The sequence below is a fragment of the Geomicrobium sp. JCM 19055 genome, assembly GCF_000698185.1.
GTDB classification, from domain to species: domain Bacteria; phylum Bacillota; class Bacilli; order Bacillales; family Marinococcaceae; genus Geomicrobium_A; species Geomicrobium_A sediminis.
In genome coordinates this window covers 155859-179765 of sequence record NZ_BAXL01000001.1, presented here as the reverse complement: position 1 = coordinate 179765, position 23907 = coordinate 155859, and the positions used below count along the sequence as shown (strand labels likewise).

General features: G+C 43.3%; 31 protein-coding genes and 2 pseudogenes. 7 read left to right on the top strand and 26 right to left on the bottom strand.

Translation table 11 applies throughout. From position 1 onward, the window contains the following. The first annotated feature begins 114 nt into the window (after positions 1 to 114). Positions 115 to 968 (top strand): annotated as a pseudogene (locus tag JCM19055_RS00975) (flagellin). 412 nt (positions 969 to 1380) lie between these two features. On the opposite strand, the gene JCM19055_RS00970 reads toward JCM19055_RS00975, so the two are convergent. The 8 genes from JCM19055_RS00970 to JCM19055_RS00935 all read right to left on the bottom strand — a co-directional run bounded on the left by JCM19055_RS00970 (position 1381) and on the right by JCM19055_RS00935 (position 6812). Beyond that, a complete protein-coding gene (locus JCM19055_RS00970; protein ID WP_042358154.1) occupies positions 1381 to 1935 on the bottom strand; it encodes a hypothetical protein in 555 nt (184 codons plus the stop codon). 2 nt (positions 1936 to 1937) lie between these two features. Then, a complete protein-coding gene (locus JCM19055_RS00965) occupies positions 1938 to 3080 on the bottom strand; it encodes a hypothetical protein (protein WP_042358153.1) in 1143 nt (380 codons plus the stop codon). A 2-nt stretch (positions 3081 to 3082) separates the two neighbouring features. Further along, complete coding sequence (locus tag JCM19055_RS00960) at positions 3083 to 3976, bottom strand: hypothetical protein (RefSeq protein WP_152549673.1); 894 nt, start codon at positions 3974 to 3976, stop codon at positions 3083 to 3085. A gap of 80 nt (positions 3977 to 4056) precedes the next feature. Next, positions 4057 to 4206, bottom strand: a complete 150-nt coding sequence (locus tag JCM19055_RS27885) for a hypothetical protein (protein ID WP_265181616.1) — start codon at positions 4204 to 4206, stop codon at positions 4057 to 4059. Between the two features lie 291 nt (positions 4207 to 4497). Beyond that, on the bottom strand, positions 4498 to 5013 hold the full coding sequence (locus JCM19055_RS00950; RefSeq protein WP_042358150.1) for an S-layer homology domain-containing protein: 516 nt from the start codon (positions 5011 to 5013) through the stop codon (positions 4498 to 4500). After that, positions 4980 to 5441: an S-layer homology domain-containing protein gene (locus tag JCM19055_RS00945; RefSeq protein ID WP_042358149.1), complete on the bottom strand. Its 462-nt coding sequence runs from the start codon at positions 5439 to 5441 to the stop codon at positions 4980 to 4982. The genes JCM19055_RS00950 and JCM19055_RS00945 overlap by 34 nt, the downstream gene beginning before the upstream one ends. Before the next feature lie 568 nt (positions 5442 to 6009). Then, positions 6010 to 6456: a DUF6612 family protein gene (locus JCM19055_RS00940; RefSeq protein WP_370542950.1), complete on the bottom strand. Its 447-nt coding sequence runs from the start codon at positions 6454 to 6456 to the stop codon at positions 6010 to 6012. 50 nt (positions 6457 to 6506) lie between these two features. After that, on the bottom strand, positions 6507 to 6812 hold the full coding sequence (locus JCM19055_RS00935; RefSeq protein WP_042358147.1) for a hypothetical protein: 306 nt from the start codon (positions 6810 to 6812) through the stop codon (positions 6507 to 6509). Between the two features lie 423 nt (positions 6813 to 7235). Here JCM19055_RS00935 and JCM19055_RS00930 point away from each other — a divergent pair, with 423 nt between their 5' ends. Both JCM19055_RS00930 and JCM19055_RS22230 read left to right on the top strand, forming a co-directional pair. After that, the gene (locus JCM19055_RS00930; protein WP_052365744.1) at positions 7236 to 8267 is read left to right on the top strand and encodes a C40 family peptidase; all 1032 of its coding nucleotides are present in this window, start codon (positions 7236 to 7238) and stop codon (positions 8265 to 8267) included. Between the two features lie 386 nt (positions 8268 to 8653). Next, complete coding sequence (locus tag JCM19055_RS22230) at positions 8654 to 9592, top strand: N-acetylmuramoyl-L-alanine amidase (RefSeq protein WP_052365743.1); 939 nt, start codon at positions 8654 to 8656, stop codon at positions 9590 to 9592. Here JCM19055_RS22230 and JCM19055_RS00920 read toward each other — a convergent pair. From JCM19055_RS00920 to JCM19055_RS00855, 14 genes and pseudogenes are all read right to left on the bottom strand, one after another. Beyond that, positions 9581 to 9766 (bottom strand): hypothetical protein, encoded by a 186-nt coding sequence (locus JCM19055_RS00920; protein WP_265181615.1) that lies wholly within the window; start codon positions 9764 to 9766, stop codon positions 9581 to 9583. The genes JCM19055_RS22230 and JCM19055_RS00920 overlap by 12 nt on opposite strands. A gap of 105 nt (positions 9767 to 9871) precedes the next feature. Next, the gene (locus tag JCM19055_RS00915) at positions 9872 to 10699 is read right to left on the bottom strand and encodes a mechanosensitive ion channel family protein (RefSeq protein ID WP_265181614.1); all 828 of its coding nucleotides are present in this window, start codon (positions 10697 to 10699) and stop codon (positions 9872 to 9874) included. Positions 10700 to 10814: 115 nt separating this feature from the next. Next, positions 10815 to 11681 carry a peptidoglycan-binding protein gene (locus tag JCM19055_RS00910; RefSeq protein WP_265181667.1) on the bottom strand — a complete coding sequence of 289 codons (867 nt, stop codon included), beginning with the start codon at positions 11679 to 11681 and terminating at the stop codon, positions 10815 to 10817. Then, positions 11681 to 12325 (bottom strand): peptidoglycan-binding protein, encoded by a 645-nt coding sequence (locus JCM19055_RS00905; protein ID WP_042358145.1) that lies wholly within the window; start codon positions 12323 to 12325, stop codon positions 11681 to 11683. The genes JCM19055_RS00910 and JCM19055_RS00905 overlap by 1 nt, the downstream gene beginning before the upstream one ends. A gap of 156 nt (positions 12326 to 12481) precedes the next feature. Further along, the gene (locus tag JCM19055_RS00900) at positions 12482 to 13087 is read right to left on the bottom strand and encodes a trimeric intracellular cation channel family protein (RefSeq protein WP_042358144.1); all 606 of its coding nucleotides are present in this window, start codon (positions 13085 to 13087) and stop codon (positions 12482 to 12484) included. Between the two features lie 131 nt (positions 13088 to 13218). Continuing rightward, positions 13219 to 13881 (bottom strand): NlpC/P60 family protein, encoded by a 663-nt coding sequence (locus tag JCM19055_RS00895; RefSeq protein WP_052365741.1) that lies wholly within the window; start codon positions 13879 to 13881, stop codon positions 13219 to 13221. Continuing rightward, on the bottom strand, positions 13878 to 14180 hold the full coding sequence (locus JCM19055_RS00890; protein ID WP_042358143.1) for a peptidoglycan-binding protein: 303 nt from the start codon (positions 14178 to 14180) through the stop codon (positions 13878 to 13880). Before JCM19055_RS00890 ends, JCM19055_RS00895 begins: the two co-directional genes overlap by 4 nt. A gap of 89 nt (positions 14181 to 14269) precedes the next feature. Further along, entirely contained in the window at positions 14270 to 14650 is a 381-nt protein-coding gene (locus JCM19055_RS00885) for a peptidoglycan-binding protein (protein ID WP_052365740.1), read from the bottom strand. Between the two features lie 601 nt (positions 14651 to 15251). Beyond that, complete coding sequence (locus JCM19055_RS26885; RefSeq protein WP_042358142.1) at positions 15252 to 15482, bottom strand: hypothetical protein; 231 nt, start codon at positions 15480 to 15482, stop codon at positions 15252 to 15254. Positions 15483 to 15726: 244 nt separating this feature from the next. Then, positions 15727 to 16161: a 3-hydroxyacyl-ACP dehydratase FabZ gene (gene fabZ, locus JCM19055_RS00875; RefSeq protein ID WP_042358141.1), complete on the bottom strand. Its 435-nt coding sequence runs from the start codon at positions 16159 to 16161 to the stop codon at positions 15727 to 15729. A 14-nt stretch (positions 16162 to 16175) separates the two neighbouring features. Then, positions 16176 to 16454: a DNA-directed RNA polymerase subunit beta gene (locus JCM19055_RS00870; protein ID WP_042358140.1), complete on the bottom strand. Its 279-nt coding sequence runs from the start codon at positions 16452 to 16454 to the stop codon at positions 16176 to 16178. 42 nt (positions 16455 to 16496) lie between these two features. After that, positions 16497 to 17306: a flagellar hook-basal body protein gene (locus JCM19055_RS00865; protein WP_042358139.1), complete on the bottom strand. Its 810-nt coding sequence runs from the start codon at positions 17304 to 17306 to the stop codon at positions 16497 to 16499. A gap of 15 nt (positions 17307 to 17321) precedes the next feature. Then, positions 17322 to 18086 (bottom strand): flagellar hook-basal body protein, encoded by a 765-nt coding sequence (locus JCM19055_RS00860; RefSeq protein ID WP_370542942.1) that lies wholly within the window; start codon positions 18084 to 18086, stop codon positions 17322 to 17324. Between the two features lie 38 nt (positions 18087 to 18124). After that, positions 18125 to 19125, bottom strand: a pseudogene (locus JCM19055_RS00855) (rod shape-determining protein). Between the two features lie 236 nt (positions 19126 to 19361). Here JCM19055_RS00855 and JCM19055_RS31015 point away from each other — a divergent pair. Further along, positions 19362 to 19514 carry a hypothetical protein gene (locus tag JCM19055_RS31015; protein WP_370542941.1) on the top strand — a complete coding sequence of 51 codons (153 nt, stop codon included), beginning with the start codon at positions 19362 to 19364 and terminating at the stop codon, positions 19512 to 19514. Between the two features lie 25 nt (positions 19515 to 19539). After that, positions 19540 to 20310: a threonine/serine dehydratase gene (locus JCM19055_RS00850; RefSeq protein ID WP_370542940.1), complete on the top strand. Its 771-nt coding sequence runs from the start codon at positions 19540 to 19542 to the stop codon at positions 20308 to 20310. Between the two features lie 36 nt (positions 20311 to 20346). Here JCM19055_RS00850 and JCM19055_RS00845 read toward each other — a convergent pair whose 3' ends face one another. Next, entirely contained in the window at positions 20347 to 21342 is a 996-nt protein-coding gene (locus tag JCM19055_RS00845; protein ID WP_265181613.1) for an LLM class flavin-dependent oxidoreductase, read from the bottom strand. Positions 21343 to 21515: 173 nt separating this feature from the next. Here JCM19055_RS00845 and JCM19055_RS00840 point away from each other — a divergent pair, with 173 nt between their 5' ends. Then, positions 21516 to 21698, top strand: coding sequence for a hypothetical protein (locus JCM19055_RS00840; protein ID WP_042358137.1), 183 nt, complete (start codon positions 21516 to 21518; stop codon positions 21696 to 21698). A gap of 206 nt (positions 21699 to 21904) precedes the next feature. Further along, positions 21905 to 22420, top strand: a complete 516-nt coding sequence (gene lepB / locus JCM19055_RS00835) for a signal peptidase I (RefSeq protein ID WP_042358322.1) — start codon at positions 21905 to 21907, stop codon at positions 22418 to 22420. Positions 22421 to 22494: 74 nt separating this feature from the next. Here lepB and JCM19055_RS31010 read toward each other — a convergent pair whose 3' ends face one another. From JCM19055_RS31010 to spoIIID, 3 genes are all read right to left on the bottom strand, one after another. Further along, entirely contained in the window at positions 22495 to 22917 is a 423-nt protein-coding gene (locus JCM19055_RS31010; RefSeq protein ID WP_370542939.1) for an NAD(P)H-dependent flavin oxidoreductase, read from the bottom strand. Between the two features lie 10 nt (positions 22918 to 22927). Then, positions 22928 to 23440 carry an NAD(P)H-dependent flavin oxidoreductase gene (locus tag JCM19055_RS31005; RefSeq protein WP_370542938.1) on the bottom strand — a complete coding sequence of 171 codons (513 nt, stop codon included), beginning with the start codon at positions 23438 to 23440 and terminating at the stop codon, positions 22928 to 22930. A gap of 189 nt (positions 23441 to 23629) precedes the next feature. Beyond that, positions 23630 to 23899, bottom strand: a complete 270-nt coding sequence (gene spoIIID, locus JCM19055_RS00825; RefSeq protein WP_042358136.1) for a sporulation transcriptional regulator SpoIIID — start codon at positions 23897 to 23899, stop codon at positions 23630 to 23632. Positions 23900 to 23907: the final 8 nt, after the last annotated feature.

Genomic DNA, 23907 nt, shown 5'->3' with positions numbered 1-23907 from the left:
CCAATCTATTATTTAGAATATTAAACTTTAATACGCTCTTTTTGAGTATTAATAGGGGGGAATTATGAGGGAGCATGGAGTGAGGACTACGGGCTAAAACTAAGAATGGTTAAAATGATTATCAACAACAACTTGTCAGCAATGAACGCACACCGCCAAATGGGTGTGAACCAAGGAAGTATGCAAAACTCAATGGAGAAACTATCTTCAGGTCCTCGCATCAACCGCGCCGGAGACGACGCAGCTGGTCTTTCAATCTCTGAGAAAATGAGAGCTCAAATCAACGGTCTTGACCAAGCAAGCCGTAACGCACAAGATGGTATTTCTTGATCCAAACGGCTGAGGGTGTGTTGGATGAGACGCATAGCATTTTGCAGAGAATGCGTGAACTTGCAGTTCAAGGTGCTAATGATACAAATGAGGATATTGATCGTGAGGCAATTCAAGAACAACTTAATGCTTTAATTGATGAAATTGATCGTATTGCAGAAACTACGAAGTTCAATAATCAGAAGTTACTTGGTGGAGCAGATGGTACCGAAGTATTCAATGGAGAGTTTCATATAGGTGCTAATGCTGGACAATCAATAGAAGTAACTATCGGAGACATGACAGCAAATGGGATTGGTCTAGAAGACTTAATTACAAACCTTAATGATTTAGAGGCTGATGAGTCACTTACTCAGACACAGTTTGATGCAGCAATAACCACAATTAATACAGCTATTAATAATGTCTCGACTCAAAGGTCAGAGCTTGGTGCAGTTCAAAACCGTCTAGAGCACACAATCTCTAACCTAGACAATGCTTCTGAAAACTTACAAGCTGCGGAATCACGTATCCGTGACGTAGACATGGCTCGTGAAATGATGGAGTTCACAAAGAACAACATTCTTTCTCAAGCGTCTCAGTCCATGCTTGCACAAGCAAACCAACAACCACAATCAGTGCTTCAATTGCTTCAATAAAACCCATTAACTAGAGTGGATACTATACTCTAGTCTTTTTTTATTCATTTGACCTATAAGGTAGCTAGTATTTAAATAAATTACACGCAATCTCTTTATATAGTTACATATCCAAAAAAAGTTATTATAATGTTCCCAATAAATGATAAAATATCATAAAATCCTCCAAGAACCTAACTTCCTATTTCAAAACAGTTAATAATCAAAGAGCGGTTTTATTACTGTTCTTTACTTCCACCAGTTCGAATCTGGTGCAAACAAGACATTGGATGTATGTGGCTTTTGGCGTTCAGGCATGCCGTCAGTTTTACCAATCAACTTCCGCATAACAGTTAGAAAGCCCCGCCTCTCGAGAGGCGGGGCTTTCTCTCTGGTTTACTCTAGTTTCAGAGCTTAGCAGAGAACGTTTCGATTATTCACCAACAGGTATAGTTATTGAAAATGAAGCTGAATTACTTTCTACTCCATCAAGACCAACAACAAATGTAAACTCTTCAGTATCTCCTGAAGCAAATTCCGCAGCAACATTATCGAGTGTTAATGTTGTAGAGAATTGATTTGTTGTATCATCAAAGCCTCTATCTTCAGCATCCTCAGTAAAATACTCTACACTATCGCCGTCGTATTCAACTTCAATAGTTACATCTGTTGCTTCTACTGAATCAAATTCTGCAAATAGAGCACTAAGATCTACATCTAAATCATCTGCACCTTCAGAAGCTGCGAGGTTAATTGTGCGATTATCTTCTGGCGGTGTAGTATCTTCAGCATCATTTACTGATGTAATGAATGCCGCAAATTCTTCTAGAGTACGCGGAACATCAGCCTCTGAGATATCTAATACACGATCTTCGTACTCTTCAAAATACGCTTCTTGATTTTCAGAAATATATTCAACTTCTGCGAAACCTGCAATAGCTCTGAGCGCTTCAGAGAAATTACTTCTGTCACGATCTTCAAATGCCACTGCTAGTGCTGCACGAGCGTCTGAGAAGTTATCGAATGGACTTCTTCGTCATCATCATCTTCAACATCAGCAGAGTCTCTGATAACTACGATATCTGCAAAGCGAGCTTCTTCATTACCTAATAGAACATCCACTACTAAGTCATTTTCAAGCTCATTCACAAGTGTGCTGAAGTTGACTACTGAAGGGCTATTATCTTCATCACGTGCATCGATAACATAACCGTTACCTTCTAATTGGAAGTCTCTAAGGTCTCCAGTGATATTAAACGTACGGTTGTTATTTGTAGCGTCTGTTACAGTGCCACTTACAACAGCTTGATCAACATCGCCAAATCCAAATTCTCCAATAACTACTCCGTTATTGTCAATTGCGAGATTAACAATTGTACCTTTATCAATCTCCGTAGAAATACGAGTCACATTATCTTCAGTAATTGCACCTGAACGTACACGATAAGTTTCAAGAGAACCATTTTCTAGTACACGAATTTGTCGTACTTCAGTTCCAGCTGCATTTAACCAGACACGATCTACAACTGCGAAGGTTCCTTCTTCTTCAGCAGTAATATTAGTTTGGTTTCTTTCAACAACAATATAATCAGCAACACCTTCTTGTTGTTGGCTATGGTAAATCGTTGCTCCTGCAGAAATTTCATCAAAGTCTTCAATCTCACCCCATGTGTAGATACCCTCTACTTTATCATTATTTGCATTGTAGAGATATACAGGTGTATTGCTATAAGTTCTTTGACCTTGAACATAATTACTTCCTACTTCAACATTGTCACCTGTAAGCGTTGTATGATCCAATGTGTCAAACCCTACAATATCGCCATCAGAGTCAACATTTAATTCTGTAATATCGTATTGATCAAGTACTTCTTTAATTGTAACAGCTTCTCCATCTTCATTAAGACCAAAAGCATTAACTGCTGGAACTGGGTTGCCGTTACTATCGTCTCTGAACTCTACTGTAATAGCACCATCGCCATCAGCGCCTACGTTATTAAATACGAAGCCATCAACTACTCTAGAGTCTTCACTGGAAACACGTTGACCAACTACAAAGTCATTAATATGTGTTAACGATTCTACACTTAAGCTCTCGATTGAAGTGTTACCTTGAAGGTTAGTAAATTCCAATTCTAAAGTGCACGAGTCCCTTGAGCAAATGCGTTAATTTCTGAATTTAAGAATACACCATTACCAGTAACAGAAATACCTTCAAAGTCTGCAATTACATAACTGATATGTCCTTCACGGTTAAGATAAAGTGTGATTGGCTCATCAGTATCGATGAATTCTTCGAGTAGAGTTGCATCTAGATTTTGGATTGTGCCATCTGCTGCTAGGTAGCGAGCACCATTGTACTCATACTCTACGCCATCTACGACAACACTTTCCTCAAACACACTTTCAACTTCACCTGATACTAAGTTGTTATAAACTTCAGCGTATTCAGCATCGACATTATAGTAAAGAATGTCGCCTCTATTTAGATCATCTACAGAAATTGTCTGTCCATCTTGTACAATTGTATAATCTGAAGCATCTTCTTCTTGTCCATAGCCGTAAACAATTCCATCTTCTACGCTTTCTACAAGAATTGAATCATCCCAGTCGTATGCGTCATAGAATACAACTTCTCCAGCGCTGTTAACCACAAATTTAGCATAATCAGCTGTTCTTTCTTCAGCAACAGTACGATCACCTTGAACTAGTGATTCACCAGTGTCACCGTTGAAGCGTGGTACATAGTTGTTATTCAGGTCATACCACTCACCATTTAATTCAATTTCCACTGGAGTACTACCATCAAATTTAACATCAGTTACAGCACCAAATACTACTTGTTCATTAGCAGTGAAGCTGTCCACGATATCATTGTTACTGTTTATAACAAATGTACCACTAGTACCTAGTAAGGCTTCGAAATCAGCACCTTCAGGAACATTGAAAGAATTAGATTGAACAACACTGTTTGTAATTGTTACTGTACCGTTACTAGAGCTGTAGTCAGTAATACGAGCGTTTTCCAAGTAAGCTGGCAATTCAAAGTTATAAGTTGCTGGAGCAAATCCTGGAATCGTTAATTGAACTTCATATTCTGTAAGAGGATCTAGGTAAGCACCTTGATTCTCGTCAGAAGAAGGAAGGAAAGTAACTTGTGCAGTTCTTCCATCGCTACCAAGAACAACACTTGCAATACCGTGACGTTGGTTTGTGCTTGCTTTGCGAACAACAATGTCACTAACTGATAGTTCTTCAACTTGAGCGTTGAATTGAATTTCAACTGTTTCATTTCCACGATCTAGTGGCTCAACACCTGAGATGTTGAAATCTACTACATAGTCAACACCGTTAACTGTCCAAGTACCAGCGTGTACGTATGGAAGTACAGTAGCGAATTCGAAAGTCGCTTCAGTTTGATCAGCATCGATGTCTTGAGCTACTACTTCGTGAGTTGTTCCATTTGGAGATGTTACAACTACAGTTGCATCGACAAGCTCTTCGCCTGGTGCGTCGAATTCTACAGCTACGCCTTCAGTTGTAAGTGCTTCTACAGAATTACTTCAACTGGAGATGTTGCGTCTGCAGCTGCGCCTGTGAATGTAACTGAAGTACGGTCACCATTGTAGTGGATACGGTATTCTTCATCTTCAGTTTGAGCTGAAGTTACTAGACGTACTACGTTGTTCTCGCCTTCTGGACCTGCAACAACGTTTGCATCAAGAACTTCAAGACCTGGGATCTCGAATTGTTCAGCGTCTGCTGCTGTTTGCTCAGAATCGAATGTTACGTCTACTGTAGTGTTGTTGATTGCAGTTGCTTCTACTAGACCTGCATCAAGTGAGTTTCTAACGTCAAGAGCACGGTCAAGGAATGCTGCAATTTGACCACGATTTACTTCTTCTTTAGGACGGAAAAGTCCATCACTTACATCAGTAATACCGTGTTGAGCTAGGATTTCGATGTTCTCTGCATGAACAGGGAACGCTTCATTGTAATCTGTGATGTTCGTGCTCTTACCTGGAATTGTCTCTAGGTCAAATGCGCGAACGAGTACTGAAGCCATCTCTTCACGAGTAAGTGAAGTGTAACCATCAAAGACTGTTCCGTTATGACGACCAGTATGATTCCTGCATTACTCACTGCAGTAGCTACATCTGCATAGAGTTCACCAGGTTGTAGGTCTAAGAAAGGCGTCTCTGTTGGTTCAGGAACCTCCAACTTCAATGCACGAGTGATCATTGTTGCGATTTGTCCACGGTTCACGTCGCGCGAAGGACGATATGTACCATCTGGGTAACCTTGGATTAGTTCACGCTCATAACCTCTTTGAACATATTCGTAGAAGAAGTTGTGTGAAGGGACATCAGAGAATCGTTGTTCTTGTGCGTCAGCCACCTGTTGAGGTGTTGTTACTGCAAAAGCAGATGCTGCCATTGCTGCAGTCATAGTGCCTGCAATAAACTTGCGATAAGACTTTGGTTGGTAAGCCATTCTTATTACTCCTCCTTTTGTATAGTACAAAGCTGCTGGAAGGATCTGATAAATGATACAGCTTTGGACTTTATAAACAAAAACATTCGGAAATCTATGAGAATTACAATAATGTTACAGCGATGACATGATCTCTGTTACACGATCTTATTCTCACCTAATTCTTTTGTCTTGCCGATTTTCAATATTTCCTAGATTGCAAGACTACCATCACTCATTATATAGAGTACTTTTTCAGCATGTCAAACAAAAACTGGTTATTTTTGCTTAATTTTTTTTGAAGAAGTTTTTCAGGAGTCCCGAACTTTTTGATATTTCGACAAGTTACCTCAATTTTACAGGATTAAGGCAAATATTGCTAGTTCTTTTCGTTTTTTTCTTAGATAAAGTGACCTTTTTCAGTTATTTAGTCTCTGTTTTTTTTGACAACTCTTTAGAATTAGATAGTTTATCATAGTTAAATATGATCATTTATAGTAATTATAATAGCAATAGTCTGTTAAATCATAGGTGGTACAGAAGTCATAAGAAACCCGTTACCTTATATATAGGAAGGTAACGGGTTTCTTTAGTCCTGAATGGACTCTTCGTCTTCATCTTCTTCATTTTCTTGTTGTTCTTCAGCAATGATCTCATGAACGAATGATTCAAGATCTTCCCCTACTTCATTCCAATGTTCAAAGACGATGCTTTGTTGGTCATCGATCTGTTGTAAATCGCCTTGCAATTCCACTGTGAAACGATAACGAGTGTCAAACTGATGCAATTCGTACGTTTCTTTATCAATAAACGCGACCATGTCAATACGTTCAATTTCAACGACATCTGAAAGATCTTCATTGATCTCTTCTTCAATCATTCCCCATTGCTCCATCTTATCAAGGACCAATGGAATATGTTGTTCTTGGTCTGTCCGAAAGGACACTTCATAGAAATCTTCAATCTCTTTCATTAACATCGACTCTTGGAACGGTTCATAGCGATTCATTTCATCAATTGGGTTGACCATATCGATAAAACTGCTTTGAATGTCATTAGCAAATTGGCGTGTGCCGTCTTCCTCTTCTACGTATGCTTCATCACCATCGATCTGAATTCTAACTCTAACGGTTCATTAAAGTCGACAAGATCCAATGTACTAATGAGATAAGCCTCGAGTGGTTGTAAGTGAAGCGCCCCTCGTGTATTCGCGTTCATGCTTTCTCCATTAATATTTAAATTCTGCCATTGTTTAAAGTGAACGTTCTCCGTCGATTCATCGAGAACCGTCTTTGAACGATTGAAAATATCTTCTGGGTTTTCTGTTGTTGTACATCCAGACACAACGACCATCATGAGCATTGTTCCGAGTGCAATCGTTCGTTTTTTCATAGGAACTCCTTTATTGAAGATTAACTAGTACGGTCTTATTTTAGCGGATGGTGGATTCTTTGTATAGGCTTGTTACAGTTCTGTTACATTCTCGTGATCTTATTCATGAATGATTGTAGCGCGTCTCCTTTCATGGAAAATCGACAACGGTCGGTCTTTTGTGACTTCGGTTCACAATTTGTGCATACGGATGCTGTTTTATTTGACGTCTTTTTACTAGAAAATGTTTCATTGTGTCTCCAACTTGTTACACAACTGTAAAGGCACACATCTAAATGCCTATGATAGACTATGAATTGTTGAAAAGTATTGTACATATCCAACGATTGACGAACTCTATTAGAACTACAACATACACGTTTTTACAACACTCGACTAAATTATGACTCGTAGCAGGGGAGCTACAGGGGAAGGGGAATTCCATTGCGTAAGTTTCTAATGACTGCGGCAAGTGCAGTTCTTGCACTGTCGGTGTTTTCTGCAGACTTCGAAACAGCAGACGCACAGAGCGCAGCCGACCAAGTAATTGAAGAGGGTAAGAAGCATTTAGGCACACCATACCGTTACGGAGGTACGAGCCCGAGCGGGTTTGATTGTTCAGGTTATCTCGTTTATATCTTTGACAGAGCGATTGACCAAAGCTTACCGAGAACCGCTGCAGCACAAGCAAGTGCTGGCGATAGCGTATCGAAGAGTAATTTACAGCCAGGGGATCTCGTATTCTTTAATACATCCGGTCGTGGCGTTTCGCACTCTGGATTGTACATCGGTGGCGGGGACATGATTCACTCCGCATCTTCAAGAGGTATATCAATTGTAAGTATTAACGATCCTCACTACTGGGGTAGCCGTTACGTTGGTGCACAGCGTGTGATCACAGAGCAAGAAGAGGTTGCTTCTGAGACATCACCTCCATCACTTGACCCAGGCTATTACCATGACGTTCGCGAAAGCCACTTCGCATTTGAAGAGATTCGCAACCTTGGACAAGCTGACATTATTAACGGCTATCCAGACGGCACGTACAAACCGACACGACACATCAATCGTGGCCAAGCGGCTGCACTTGTTGCCCGTTCGTTTGACTTAGATACGAGCGGAAATCCAGGTTACGATGACGTTGGTTCGAACCACCATCAAGCAGAAGCGGTTGCCGCTGTTGAAGCTGCTGGATTCTTCGATTCCATTGTTGATAACAATGAATTCAAGCCGAGCCAAGCGATTACTCGTGGTGAAATTGCTGCTGTTTTCTTTGATGCTTTTGAATTAGATGGGATGCAAGGCGGATCCGCCTTTGACGATATCGATGAATCACATGAATACTTTAATCAAATTATGGCCTTCGCAGGCACTGGCATCTCAACAGGTAACGATGGAAATTACCAGCCAGAGCGCGAAACAAACCGTGCACACTTTGCCGTATTCTTAGATCGTGCAATGGAAATCAATAACTAATCTTAAATTAAAACCCGCCTCCGCATTTGCGTGAGGCGGGTTTCTTCATATGTAGCCGAGGAAACGGCGACGCTACATCGGTGTAGTCATCTATGTTTCGACGGGGATCATTCGCTCAGGGGGTTGCGAACGATCATCTATTATACTAAGGGGGTATGGGGTTAGTTATTGTATTCACGTTTTGAACGGTTTCTAAACCTTTTTCTTTAATTTTTTTTGAGAAAATGTTTTTCCTCTGCTTTCTTCAACAAACCTTTCCAAATTTGTATGAAAATCGTTCTTTTCTCAGCGAAAAGTGGCGAGGAATTTCCCTTGCTTCTCCATTGCAATTCTCTTACGCTTAGATTATTCCATTTTCATAGATTTATTTTGAGAGGGGTTCGTACATGTCGAAGAAATCATTGTTGTTATCATTCGTACCATTATTCCTGTTATTTCTATTCTTCCCCGTCTCTGTACATGCCTATCAAACAGGCTATGTCGATACGAACGGCTCATTGCTCGTGCGTGATAGTGCAAACACTGAGTCACCGGTTGTCGGTTCGTTAGTCGATCGACAGTCGATTGAATACTTAGATGTAGGAAATGGTTGGGGACAAATTACGTATCATGGTCGCACGGGTTACGTAAGCCTCGACTACATTACAGAAACTGGTGTTGATGCAGCTGAGGAATCAGATGCACAGGACACTGTTGTCCATGATGAAGCAGAGATCCAGCCAATAAACGGTGCACCGCTCGGTTCAATCCAACGAATTGTCCTTGATGCTGGTCACGGTGGACAAGACCCCGGGGCGGTCGTACACAATTTCTATGAAAAAGAAATTACATTAGACATCGCCAATCGTGCAGCAGCGTACCTAGCGGACGCCGGGTACAACGTTAGCCTGACCCGTTCAAATGATTCATTTATCGCTTTAGACGAACGTGCGGAGTATGCAAATGGGACAAGCGCGGATATCTTTATTAGCATCCACGCAAATGCTTCCTTTGATTTAGACGCAAATGGCATCGAAACTTACTATGCTCCTGGTAGCGCAGCTGGTCAGACGCTCGCTCATGCTTTGCAATCAGAAGCTGTTCGCGAGATCGACATGCGTGATCGCGGTGTGTTGCCGAGCAATTACGTTGTCCTAAGGAAAACCGCGATGCCTGCAGCTCTTATTGAATTTGGCTTTATGACGAATGAATATGATCGAAGCTTGCAACAGACCGACTCATGCGAGATCAAAGCGCACGTGCAATTCTACGGGCAGTGCAATCATTATAATTGCATACACTCAAAAAAAGCTACCGAGTTCAACTCGGTAGCTTTATCCATGTGATTCACTTTCTCTCATTCGGCTCTGAATTCGTCGTTCGAACTTGCGAATAAGATGGTTGTTAATCACAAACACGACCGCGCCGATGGAGATGCTAATCATCGTGCCGACAGGTACGCCGTGTTCGTCTGGGTTCACCACTGCCAAAATACTTAATGGTATGACAATGATGGTCATGAGGACTAAAAACGCAATGAGAAAATTCCTTAACATCTGCAGTGCATCCACCAGAACCCTGCTCCCCTTTTCCCTCAATTTGTTTCCTGGTGAGTCAACGCGTTACTACGATTGTTTCTCTTCCACGTACACTTGCTTTGGCACTGGAATTTGAATGTCCGCTTCTTCTAGCGCTTCTTTACACACTTGGCGAAGCTTACGTTCAACAGCCCACTGATTCATGTTCGTTGTGTACGTTAGGATGCGAATTTTCATGTCGTATTCATCGAAGCTAGACACCCCAAGAACATAAGGTTCTTCGACGATATTCTCGTCTTGTTCATACAACTCTTTCGTTGCTTTTTGAAGCACTGTAATGGCTTCATTGATATTTTCGTTGAAAGAGATTCCGATGTCAATAAATGCTTCCATATTTCCTCTTGAGTGATTACTTACACTCGTAATGTCACGGTTCGGAATGAAATGAAGGGTACCGTCAAAGCCGCGAATTCGCGTCGTACGAAGACCAACTTCTTCCACAATCCCGTCTAGCCCTGCTACCGTTACATAATCTTCTGCATCAATTTGTTTCTCTATTAATAAGAAGAAACCCGTCACAATATCGCTCACAAGTCCTTGTGCACCGAACGCAACAGCTAGTCCGACAACACCGGCACCAGCTAAGATTGGCATAATCTCAACGCCAAAGGCACCTAAGAAGACGAGCACGAATACAAATAATAATACGTACGTAAAAATGCTATGAACCAAGTTCTTTAGCGTCTTAATTCGTCCTGGATGAATGTTACGCTTCTCTGATACCGTCTTAAAAATCCGTGTAATCACAGACGCCCCGACTGCACGAACGATCAAATACCCGACGATAATGAGTACAACTTCAATTAGCACTGGAATTGCAGCGCTCATAATCGCTTGGAAATCAAAATCAAACACATAAACACACCTTTCTGTACGAGTTCTCGACCTTCTTTTTTTCCCGTCCAAACGAGTGACTAAACGTCAAATCCATAAAGAAAAGCCCTGTTCGACGAACAGGGCTACGTTAATCTTAATGAAGACGCTTCGCTCCTAAATAGCGAGGGTTCCAATAACTGTTATTCAAATCTGCGACTGTTACGCCAGTTGAAGAGCCTGCGTGCACGAACTTATTGTTACCTATGTAAATCCCTGCGTGCGATGGTCCCCCTGTCGTATCGAAAAAGACGATGTCCCCTACACTCGGTGAACTCACATTCGTACCACTCGAATACATGTTAGCAACGGTACGTGGTGTGTTCACACCGTTTTCTTTAAATACATACTGAATGAATCCAGAGCAATCGAAACCTGAAGGAGACGTGCCTCCCCAAACGTACGGTACGCCGAGGTGGTTCGATGCGCTGTTTACAACGTTCGTCACAAAGTTCCCGCCACTTCCTCCTCCTGATGAAGGCGGTGTTGATGGCTTACTCGGAGCTGATGTGTTTCCTTGTAATGCGCCGAATGTTGCCGGTCCTGCAATACCGTCTACGGCTAAGCTATGATCTTGTTGAAACTTACGTACTGCTTGATATGTAAGATCCCCGAACACCCCTGTTGGTGCAATGTTCATATAGCCCTTATCACGAAGCAATTGCTGTAAGTTCGTTACTTGCTGACCTTGCATCCCTTGGCGAACGATCCCATTCCCACCTGATGGTGCCGACGGTGTCGTAGTCACGCTGTCACCCGCACGTTTCGGACTGCTCGCGAGTGTTCGATGCGTTTGCGGGCCAACTAAGCCATCCGCTCCGATTTGGTTCGTTCGTTGAAAGTCTCGGACTGCTCGTTCTGTAACCGGTCCAAACACGCCCGTGACAGCATGGCTATAATAGCCTAAGTCCTTTAATTGTTGTTGCAAGATTGATACTTGGTTGCCACGATCACCAGGACTAATTAAGCCGGTTGATGACGGTGCAGAGCTTCCTGAATCCCCTGAAGAAGAATTGCCTCCCCCTGAGCCGAGAACACTTTCTGAGCCTTGAACGACTTGTAATTGCCTCTGTGTCTGTGGACCAACAATGCCATCGACCCAAGACCATGTGATCGTTGGAAGTCTTGAACAGCCGCTTGTGTGACACGACCGAAATGGCCATCAACCGTTGAGTTAAAGAACCCTAGATCTCTAAGCTGACGTTGCAAATTCGAGACGCTTTCCCCTTTCATTCCTGTGCGAATGAGTGTACCAGAAGAACCGCCCGATGTGCTCTGACTGCTTCTAACTTGTTCACTCGGTCGATCCTTTAAGAGGGCACCGATCGTCTGTGGTCCGGCTATGCCATCCACACTTAGAGAATGATCACCTTGGAACTGCCTAACAGCTCGAACGGTGACGTCTCCGTAGTACCCTGTTGCGGTTTGATATGTAAAGTATCCTTTTTCCTTTAACAATGTCTGTAAGTGGCGAACGTCTTCTGATTGTTGCCCGTAGCGTAACACCTGGTTCTCAAGCGCCGCATCAGCGATCATTGGAACCGTAAGCGCTGCTCCTGTGACAGTTACCGAAGTAAGCGCAAACTTCTTCACGGTACTGATCGTCATCACAGTCCTCCTCTTCGACGTCGAATCTTGTCGAATATTATTTAATTGTTAGAACTACTCATAGTACAAGTATTTTACTACTTATTACTCAATATTACTATTTAATTCCCTCCATTTCATAAAAATAGTCTATATGTCCATATTGACACCTAAGCATTAAGCATTACTTAGGTGTCTAGACGGCAAGCGCCATTGGTAATAGACCGATAACATCCGCAACACAACAATACTCACAACGATTACTCCATACCCGATTGGATGAGTAATGAAACCTAATCCGATTGGAATTCCTGCAAGTAATGTCCAAGCGATGTAAATTTCTTTTTGTAAGAAGAGGGGACGACGTCCTGCAAGTAAGTCACGAACCATGCCTCCACCGGTTCCAGTTAGTGCCGCTGCCGCAATTGCTGCGCTCACAGGTAGACCCATATCCGCTGCAAAGATTGCACCTTGTGTAGCAAAAGCTGCAAGTCCGATCGCATCAAAAAACACGCCCCACATCGAGCCGCGCCGGTCTAAGAACTTCGGGAATACAAAAAGAATCGTAATTGCAACGAATGCAATCATAAATAACGGCCCTTGACCCCAAAGTGCGGTAACTGGAACACCGATTAATAAGTTCCGAATCGCACCTCCACCAAATGCCGTCACAAATCCGAGTATGTAAACGCCCATTAAGTCATATCGTTCTTCCATAGCAACGACCACTCCACTTAATGCAAAGGCGAGCGTACCGATAATATTCAAGAGATCCCAAGTCATTCCATTCGCACCTTTCTGTGAAACTATTATGCCACAAATCCCCAACTTCATCTATTGCTACACAGAATATCTCCATTGAAGAAAACAAAAAAACTTCTCCATTCCTTTACGGAACAAAGAAGCTTACATCGTTACTTGGCAATCATCGTACGCGCTTCAATAAAACGCTCATTCCAATAGCCTTGCTCTAAGCTTGATACGGTTACCCCTTGAGATTGACTAGCGTGCACGAACGTTTGATTCCCAACGTACATCCCAACATAGGTTGGTCCCCCTGATGTATCAAAGAAAACGAGGTCACCAACGTTCGGTCGTTCTACAGATCGACTCGCTTCATATTGGTCACGGATCGTTCTTGGAATTGAATGACCCTTCTGGCTGTACACGTAATAGATGAACCCGCTCGCATCAAACCCATCCGGAGTCGCTCCACCAAAGACGAACGGTGTGCCAACAAGTGTGGAGGCCAAGTAAATCAGCTCTTGTCGTTCCTCGACATCTGGCTGTTCTGGTGTAGGCTCTTCAACATCACCCGGCAATACGTGCACGTCTTCCAAGCGATCAATCGTTGCTTGATTTGCCACACCGGTTGCCTCAACGTTGTTCGCACGCTGAAAGGCTTGCAGTGCGTCTCGTGTGGCTTCATCAAACTCACCGGTTGCATTGTCTTCTAAATACCCTAAGTCTCGCAAATACAGTTGGATGTTCTGAACGACTGGACCTTTGTCCCCCATGCCGTACGAAAAGTCCGAATCTGGATTTGCCGTCTCGTTGTTCCCATGTAGCCAGTTCATCGTATCCGGTCCGGCAATTCCGTCGACGGTGAGCCATTCTCTGATTGCAATGCACGTACCGCACGCTCTGTCGCTTGCCCGAACACGCCTGTCATTGCACCATGATAATACCCGTGATCTTTTAACAGTTGTTGTAATTCAATCACACGGTCCCCTGTATGACCATATGAAAGGTTCTTCTCAGTTAATGTCTCTTCAGGTTCATACGGTGGTGCGACTTCTTCTGGAACTGCCTCAGTTCCAATCGCAATGGCAATTTGTTGTTTCGTCTTCGGTCCAACGATGCCATCCGCTGACAATCCGTGGCTCCGTTGAAAACGAACGACTGCATCACGTGTGATTCTGCCAAAAAATCCATCGATTCTTGAATTAAAGTAACCGAGTTGCTTTAATTGACTTGAAGCGCAATCACCTTTTCCCCTGAGCTACCGTTTTGCAATAGTTCCATCGGTTGATTGAGATTCGGAAACGACGGCTCTTCGTTCTGAGAGTCACCGTGGAGTTTGGCCAATGTCTTCGGACCTACGATTCCATCGACGGTTAACTGGTGATCGGCTTGAAACGACCGAACGGCAGCCAACGTAAGCTGACCGAAATACCCAGTGGCTCTATGGTCGTTGAAATAACCTTGTTCTTTTAATACGATTTGAAGTTCTTTTACATCGTCTGATTGTTGCCCGTAACGCATGAGTTCTGCTGCATCGATTGCACTTGGTGAAACGAATAACGCCCCTGCTGAAACTGCTGTAACCACTGCTATTTTACTCATGACTATAAGCTCCCCCTGCAAACACCTAGTACTTTCATTCTATACAGAGGGCATGACCTATTTCATGAGACAAATCACACGGTCAATACTGTCTGATTCTTGCGGGTCTCCATTTTAGAAATCGTGACTAAACACTTAACAACAAGAGAAAACACTTGATCAACCAACGGTTCTACCCCATAGGTCTTTCCTGTATCCAAAAAGCACACGATCACACACAGGTCATTCGACATATAACGACAAAAAAATAAGCTTGGGATATTTTTCAAATTTACTGTCTCCATCTACTCTTATAGTTGGCAGTGTATTCCTAACAGCGACTAATTTCACAACTTTATGCTTAGGCACTGTTTTCCTTAGACCTAGAAAAATCCGATTGGATTCACCGTTTGATTAGGTTTTTTTCCTCCCATTTAACCGATTTCTTCATTAATATAGTTCGATGTATATCAACAGCAGCTTTTTTTATATAAACATAAAAAAAGCTGCTTCAAGGATCAAGTGATCCAAGAAACAGCTTAGTTATCGATTACGAATTACTCTTCAGTGTCTTCGTCTTCGTCTTCAACGTCTAATTCAGCGTCTTCGTCTGCATCAGCGTCTACTTCTTCTTCTTCGTCAGCGTCAAGATCTGCTTCTTCGTCGTCAGCAGCTCATCGATTTCAAGCTCATCGTCGCCATCTACGTCCGCGTCAGCGTCAGTATCTACTTCTTCTTCAGTGTCGTCTACGTCTACGCCGTCTTCAGCTGGCTCTTCAGCGTCGCCACAAGCAGCTAGCATACCTACTGCGAAGATTGAAGAAAGTGCACCATATAGTAATTTCTTATTCATAGTTAATGTCCCCTTTAAGAGTTCATGATTTTGTGTTAGCTATTTGTCTTTCGGCTAACTTGTGTACATCATATCAACGATATCCGCGACCGTCTAGCGAATGCGTACATTTTTGAACGTCTTTGGACATTGTTTCATAATGTCATTGTTTTCTTACATTTCAACCTTATTGCTTACACAATTTGAACGTATTCATGGATGTTCTGTGAACCTTTTACTATATAAATATATAAAAGAGACGTTTTTACGCCTCTTTATCCGTCAGTGCAAACATAAGATCAAGCTCCGCAACGACTTTATCGTCTACTTTTGCGACAGCATGACCTTTGCCAATCGTTCCTCGCACACGTGTTAGTGTCGTTTCTAAGATGAGTTGATCGCCTGGTGTAACTTGTCCTTTGAACCGGCAATTATCAATGCCTGCAAAGACCGCTAGTTTCCCTGCGTATTTCTCGTGTTTTAAAAGGGCCACCGCACCCGTTTGTGCAAGTGCTTCTACAATTAGAACGCCTGGCATGAGTGGGTATCCTGGAAAGTGTCCATTAAAAAACTCTTCATTTGCAGTAACGTTCTTCAGAGCGACACAACGCTCGCCTTCTTCCAGTTCTAGTACACGGTCAATGAGTAAGAATGGATAGCGGTGTGCGATAATCTCTTTAATTTCTTCCGTATTTAGCATCGATTTTCCGTCCTTTAGCCGCTAATATAGTCGTAAAGATCTGTCCATGTTTCCCATTGCAGTATATCATACCCTTCGCCACCACCGATGACTCGATAGCCGAACAAAAGTCCGAGCACAATCATCGCAGCAAAAAGAACGACGATGAGGACAAGTCGTAACCAAATCGGCACTAAGCGAACTTTCCGTGATCGCTTTAAGGCACGCTTTTCTTGTCGTTTTTCTTTTCGTCGCTGCTTTCGCATCGCTTTCGTTTCGTTTTCGTTTACTTCATCCTTTGCATGTCCAGCCATGAGAGTCCCCTTCTCTTCCAAGACAATCGGTGAAATATGTACTTATCGGAGGCTATTAACAAGACCCATCATTTGATCGGTTTGACGGAGAGATCTCGCATGCATGCTATATAAACGCTGCATTTCCATCAATTTTACCATCTCTTGGGCCATGTCGACATTCGCTTGTTCTAACGCTCCTTGTACGACCGTCCCGTTGTTCGCCGCTTCATATTCTAATACATCTGCCAATGTAAGATCAAGCGCCTCAACGTCCGGTAACGCAAATAAGTTATTACCGATTGACTCGAGCATTTGAGGTTTGCTGACGTTTGCAAGATTAAGAGTACCTAGTTCCACGTCTTGACCGTCGGCCATTTGGGCAACGAGGGTACCGTCAGCTTGTAAGGTAAAGCTTTGGGCTTGTCCGGTAATTTCAAATGGCGTGCCATCCGCTTGCAATAACGCAGCACCGTCTCCTGAGACGATCCGCCACGTATTATCCCCTGATTCTGATAAGTAAAACGCACCATCTCTTGTTAGAAACGTTTCGCCTTCTCGCTCAACTGGAAAAAAATGATTCGGGCTAATCAATGCAAAATCCAGGTCCCGTTCGCTCTCTTTCACTGATCCTTGTTCAAACCTTAATGCCGATTGGACCATTGCTGCACCTGATCCAGAACGAATGCCAGGTGGTGTTAAGCGGTTGCCTTCTGGTTGCGGAACTTGCTGATTATTAATCTGTTGGAATAAAAGGTCTGAGAACATCGCTTCTCTACGTTGATATCCCGTCGTATTGACGTTCGCCAAGTTGTGCGCGGTCGTATCAATGCCTTGTTGAAGCTGTCCCATTGAAACGGCTGAAGTAAGCATCTTCTAACTCCTTCATTAGCCGAGCTTGCCGATGTCGTTGGCCGCTCGCTGCATGTTCTGATCGTACGCTTTTAAGATCGTTTGGTTTGCTTCATACAAACGATGAGCACTCATAAGTTCTGTCATCGTTTGCAGAGGATCAACATTTGATTGTTCGAGAAACCCTTGTTGCAATGCATAAGGCAACGCCTCGTTCTCTACAGCACTCGGCAATTCGCCTCCATCATACCGAAGAAGTCCATCTCCTGCTTTTACAAGGTCGTGATGATCCTCAGCAAAGGCAATGTTCATCTGACCAACTTCTTCTCCAACGTGATTAACAACCGTTCCCATGTCATTCACGCTAAACCATTCATTGGTTACGAGTAAAGGTTCTCCGTCCGTTCCAAGCACACGATTGCCGTTACTCGTCGTAAGGTAACCCGTGCTATCTACAGTGAAATTCCCATTTCTCGTATAAACCGGTCCGCCATCATTATCACTGACGACAAAGAGAAGACTGCCTTCACCGACGATTCCTTGCAATAGGGCAACATCCGTCCCAACATTCGTCTCTCGTAAATCCCCTTGACGAAAATCAGCCGTTCGCTCTTGCATGTAAACACCTGTGTTCAATTCACCAATTGGTTGCCTTGAATTCGTGTTCATCGCTTGAATGAGCATGTTCGGAAAAGCACGAACGCTTGCGTGATCTGCTTTGTATCCAGGTGTTGTGACGTTTGCTAAATTGTCGTTTAGAACGTCGGTACGACGTTGCTGGGTAATCATCTGATGCTGCATTGTAAAATCCTCGGATCATAGCTACCCTCCTCCAATCGTTAGGCTTTAAGACGCGTTGACATTTTGTCGAGATTCTCTAAGATAATCCCCGTTCCAACTGCCACACAGTGCATCGGTTCTTCAGCAATTAAGACCGGTACTTTTAACTCGTCGGTTAAGAGTGAATCCATTCCGTGAAGAAGCGCTCCTCCACCTGTTAAGATGACGCCTCGGTCAATAATGTCAGCAGACAGTTCTGGTGGCGTCTGCTCTAGCACGTACTTCGCTGCCGCCACAATGTTTGCGACCGACTCACTCAGTGCTCCTTTAATCTCATCAGAGTAAACTGTGATCGTTCTAGGCAATCCACTGACCATATCTCGTCCACGAATGTCCATTTCTTCGTTACGGTCTCCTGGCGAAACGCTTCCGACTTGCTTTTTGATTTCTTCGGATGTCCGCTCACCAATAAGGAGCTTATACTTCCGTTTAATGTAGGCTAAAATGTCGCTATCAAATTGGTCACCAGCCGTTTTAATTGACTTCGATGTAACGATCCCGCCCATAGAAAGGACAGCTACATCTGTCGTTCCACCGCCAATATCTACGACCATGTTCCCGCTCGGTTGGAAAATGTCCATACCAGCGCCAATCGCTGCGACCTTCGGCTCTTCTTCTAAGTAGACGTTCTTCCCACCGCTTTTCTCAACCGTTTCACGGATGGCTTTTTGCTCAACAGAAGTAATGTCTGTTGGACAACAAATTAAGATTCTCGGTTTAACAAAGGAAGACTTCACATTCACTTTTGCAAGGAAATGTCTAAGCATTGCTTCTGTAAGATGAAAGTCAGCAATGACTCCGTCTTTCATCGGACGTGTCGCAACGATATTACCGGGTGTTCTACCGACCATGCGAAACGCTTCTTCTCCAACCGCTAGCGCTTTGCCTGTCGTTTTATCAATTGCGACAACTGAAGCTCATTTAATACAATGCCTCGACCTTTAATGTGCATTAGCACATTTGCGGTCCCTAAATCTATTCCTATATCTCTGCCAAACATTTGGCACCTTCCTCTCAATATACATGATCAAGAACCGAACAAAATCCGTACTCACTAATGCTTTATTTTACCACAACGATGTCGAAATATGAATCTAAGGAACGAATCTTTTGTTATTTTCATTATGACCAAAGACAGAGAAAACATGCCGAATTCACTACTTTGCGGTTTGACTTGTCGAAAAAAAAGGAATTTTACTATCGATGGCGAATGTCCACCAAAAGGAGTGAACGTTGATGATTACGATCAAAGCATTAAACGAAGCACGGGTTCGTTTGCACAACACTGTACACGTTACCCCTGTACTTACATCACGCACATTAGATGAACAAACTGGTGCATCCGTATATATTAAATCCGAACATTTACAAAAAAACCGGTTCCTTTAAAATTCGCGGCGCTACAAATTGCGTTATGATCGCCAAGGACCAAGGAGCGCGCCATCTCGTTGCCGCCTCTTCAGGCAATCACGGTCAAGCGGTTGCCTTTGTCGCTCGAGAGCTTGGGATCCCAGCTACGATTGTCATTCCTGAGAACGCAAATGCAGCGAAAGAAGAAGCCATTCGTAATTACGGTGCAGAAGTCGTCCACGTCGGTACGACGTCTTCAGAGCGACTCCACTACGCAGAACAACTCGTAGAACAACTCAATGCCACTTTCATCCCTCCGTATGATGATGAAGCGGTCATGGCCGGTCAAGGAACGGTCGGTTTAGAAATTCTTTCGCAAGTCCACGATCCTGAAGTTGTCATCGTTCCGATTGGGGGCGGAGGACTCATATCTGGCATTAGCACTGCGATTAAACACATCAATCCAAAGATTAAAGTCATCGGTGTAGAACCTGAAAACGCAAGTGACACGTTAAAATCTCGCAAAGCGGGTCAACGGATCACGATTGATCGTGCAGATACAATCGCTGATGGGCTAAGGGCATCAACACCAGGCGAGATGACCTTCCCAATTATTGAGGAACATGTCGATGAGATTATTACAGTCAGCGAAGAGGAAATACGTGAGGCATTCGTATTTTACTTATCACGAATGAAACAAGTCGTTGAACCGTCTGGAAGTGTCACGCTCGCTGCTCTTCGTTCTGGAAAAGTGACGCATCACGGTGGGAACGTTGTCGTTGTTGCAAGTGGTGGGAACTTAGACTTACGTGCGATTAAACGCTTGGTTGAATAACAAAAGGAGCTACCTTGTCCAGGTAGCTCCTTTTGCTTAGATATCTAGATCATTCCATAACTCTTTTAGCAACGTGTAGCTGTAGCGTCGTTTCTCTTGGTCATGAATGTCTGTTGTGACGATTAATTCTTGGAAGCGCGTTTCGTCATGGAACGCTTTTAACTCTTCGGCAACTTTAGCTTGATCACCGACGAATGAGTATTTCAGCATGCTCATCACTTGTTCTCTTTCCATTGGCGACATGTAGTCATCAACGTTGTCAACAGGTGCTGTATCAATGGTACGGTTCCCACGGATAATGCTTAAGAACTTCAACTTACTTGTTGAAGCTAACCGCTCTGCTTCTTCAACCGTATCCGCTAATGTCACATTGACGGTTACCATAGCATAAGGTTCATCCAAGTACTCCGATGGCTGGAAACGCTCGTGATAGATCTTAAGCGCATTGTGAAGTTCCTTTGGTGCAAAGTGACTGGCAAACGCATACGGCAATCCCATCGCTGCTGCCAGTTGTGCACCGTACGTACTCGACCCTAAAAGATACACAGGGACGTTCGTATCGTGACCCGGATATGCTTTTACAGGCAGATCAGCATCACTTAAATATTGTAAAATTTCATTGACGTTTTCAGGAAATTGATTCACGGCATTTCTCGTATCACTGCGTAACGCTTGGACCGTCATCGGGTCCGTCCCTGGCGCTCTACCAATTCCAAGATCGATTCGTCCTGGATACATGCTTTCCAATGTTCCAAACTGTTCTGCGACGATCAGTGGCGCATGATTTGGGAGCATAATGCCACCAGAGCCAACACGAATGTTCTTACTATGGCCTGCCAAGTAACCAATCAAAACAGCCGTAGCTGAACTTGCAATACTTTCCATATTATGATGTTCAGCTACCCAATAGCGATAGTAGCCGAGTTCATCTGTATGTTGAATAAGTTCTTTACTATTATGAAACGCATCTGTAGCGGTTTGTTCCGGCAATACAGGCGCCAAATCCAATACCGACAAGGCGAGCTTAGTCATTCGATACATCCTTTCTTCTTGCATCTAATACCTATAAGACACCATACACAAAAGACTCACAAATGAACAGCAATCTGCTTATTACTTTTAGTATATGGTCATGTCCTTTTATTCATTCGATGCATGTTCTTAAATCGAGTGGGAAACCTGTTAGCAAGAAGGAGGTTCTAAAAATGGATAAACGTATGATGTACGGTGCTCTTTCATCCATTCTTGTCATTAGCGCCCTTGCCGCTTGCAACGATGAAGATTTAAACACCCCAAATGAACCAGAAGTTAATGCGCACATCAATGGTGACGACTTACACTTACAAGTTTCCGAAGGATCCATAGCAACACAGACGAAGCAGACTTAGATTAATGGCTATGCACTTATAGGGAGCAGGCTTTTTGCTTGCTCTTATCCATACTTAGTAAGCCCCTATATTGAACGACTCTTCAGTCACTCTGTATTGGATGGAACGAACTTTCATTCATTTGTAATGAAACTTTGAAGATTCCTTGTAGCAGACTGAAACATGACTGGTGTACAATCAATATAGAAAGAGGGGGCTTTGCATTGATGAAGGAACTCTGGTCATGGATTAAGACATTTATTATCGTTATCGTCATTTTGTTCGTCGTCCGAACATTTTTACTTGGTAATTATCTCGTAAACGGCTCATCAATGATGCCCACGGTCGAACACGGTGACCGTATGGTCATTAATAAAATGGCCTATACATTTTCAGAACCTGATCGCTTTGATGTTATCGTTTTCCATTACGATGAACATAACGACCACGTGAAACGCGTAATTGGACTCCCTGGCGATGAAGTGGAATATGCGGATGATACTCTCTATATAAACGAACAACCGATTGACGAACCGTTCACGGATGATACAACCGAAGACTTTACATTTGACATGATCGGTGAAGGACAAGTGATCCCAGAAGGCGAATACTTTGTCGTTGGTGATAATCGCAACAACAGCATCGACAGCCGAGCAAGTGGTTTCGTTTCAGAAGACGAGATCGTCGGAAAAGCAAGCCTTCGTTATTGGCCTTTGAATCGATTCGGGACACTAAATGAATAGACAGAGAAAAAAGTAGCCCTGATCCTCCTACTCGTCGAAGATCAGGCTTTTGCATGCGTATTTGTTCGTATAATTTATCGTTTGGCAGCGGTTACATCAATGGCCTGCTTGTATTCTCGCTTTAACTCATCAATCGTATCTTTCAAGCTCGAAATCTGATTGACTGATGTAACACCTTGACCCGCGCTCCAAATATCTTTCCAAGACTTTGCTTCTCGTCTTGAGCGGTTGGCATCGTATTCACCTGCAGGCTGCAAATTCGCCGGGTCAAGCCCTGCTGCTTGCATACTCGGTACGAGGAAATTCGCGTTTACACCGCTAATGGCATCTGTATAGAGAATATCATCAACTTTAGAGTTGATGAGCATTTCTTTATATCCGTCATTTGCCATCGATTCAGTCGTTGCAATCAGCCTTGTCCCCATGTACGCAAAGTCTGCGCCAAGAACCTCTGCTGCGAGCACTTCATTCCCATTTGAAATACAACCTGCAAGCACGACTGTCCCATCAAAAAAATTGCTTCACTTCCGAAATGAACGCCATCGGATTGAGCAGCCCTCCGTGTCCACCTGCTCCTGCGCAGACGAGAATGAGTCCATCAACACCGACACTTGCAGCCTTTTTCGCATGCTTCGTCGTAATGACATCGGAGTACACTTTGCCTCCGTAACTATGTACGACATCAACGACAGGCGTTGGATTTCCTAAAGACGTAATAACGAGTGGCGGCTGAAAGTGACGAATTCGCTCTAAGTCTTCTTCGTAACGCGCATTGGACTTATGAACAATTAAGTTCACACCCCACGGTGCGATGGTTTGATCTGGATTCTCTTCTTTCGCTTTCTCAAGCTCTGTCTTAATCTCCGTCATCCATTCTTCAAGCGCTTCACCAGTACGGGCATTAAGTAGCGGAAAGGTGCCGATCACTCCTTGCTTACAAGTCTCGATCACCCACTCTGTTCCGGAAACGAGAAACATTGGCGCTGCAATGACGGGTAAATCTACTGCGTCTTTTAGCATCGAACTCTCTCCCAACTCGTTAGAATATTCAATTTATAGCTTATCACACTCTGACTGAATCGTCACTCAGTTTTAACGGCAAGCTTGTCTTCACTCCGAGTTAAAAAAAGGTTGATCGCAACATGAAAAAGCGATCAAACCCTCTTGAATAATTATGTTAAAAATTCTGAAAAAAAGTTGTGTACGTAACTATCGTTGCGATACAGATTCTGTGTTCTTCTTATACTTTACTTTCGTCGCCTCTCCCCCTCGAAGGTGACGAATTGATTTGTGATATTCAAGAATCACTTTCACCTCATTCGCAAGTTCTGGGTTAATTTCGGGTAATCGCTCCGTTAAATCTTTATGAACAGTACTTTTAGAAACACCGAATTCCTTGGCGATTGTCCGGACGGTTTTACGGGTTTCCACAATGTACCTTCCAATCTTGATCGTTCGCTCTTTGATGTAGTCATGCACACCGCTCG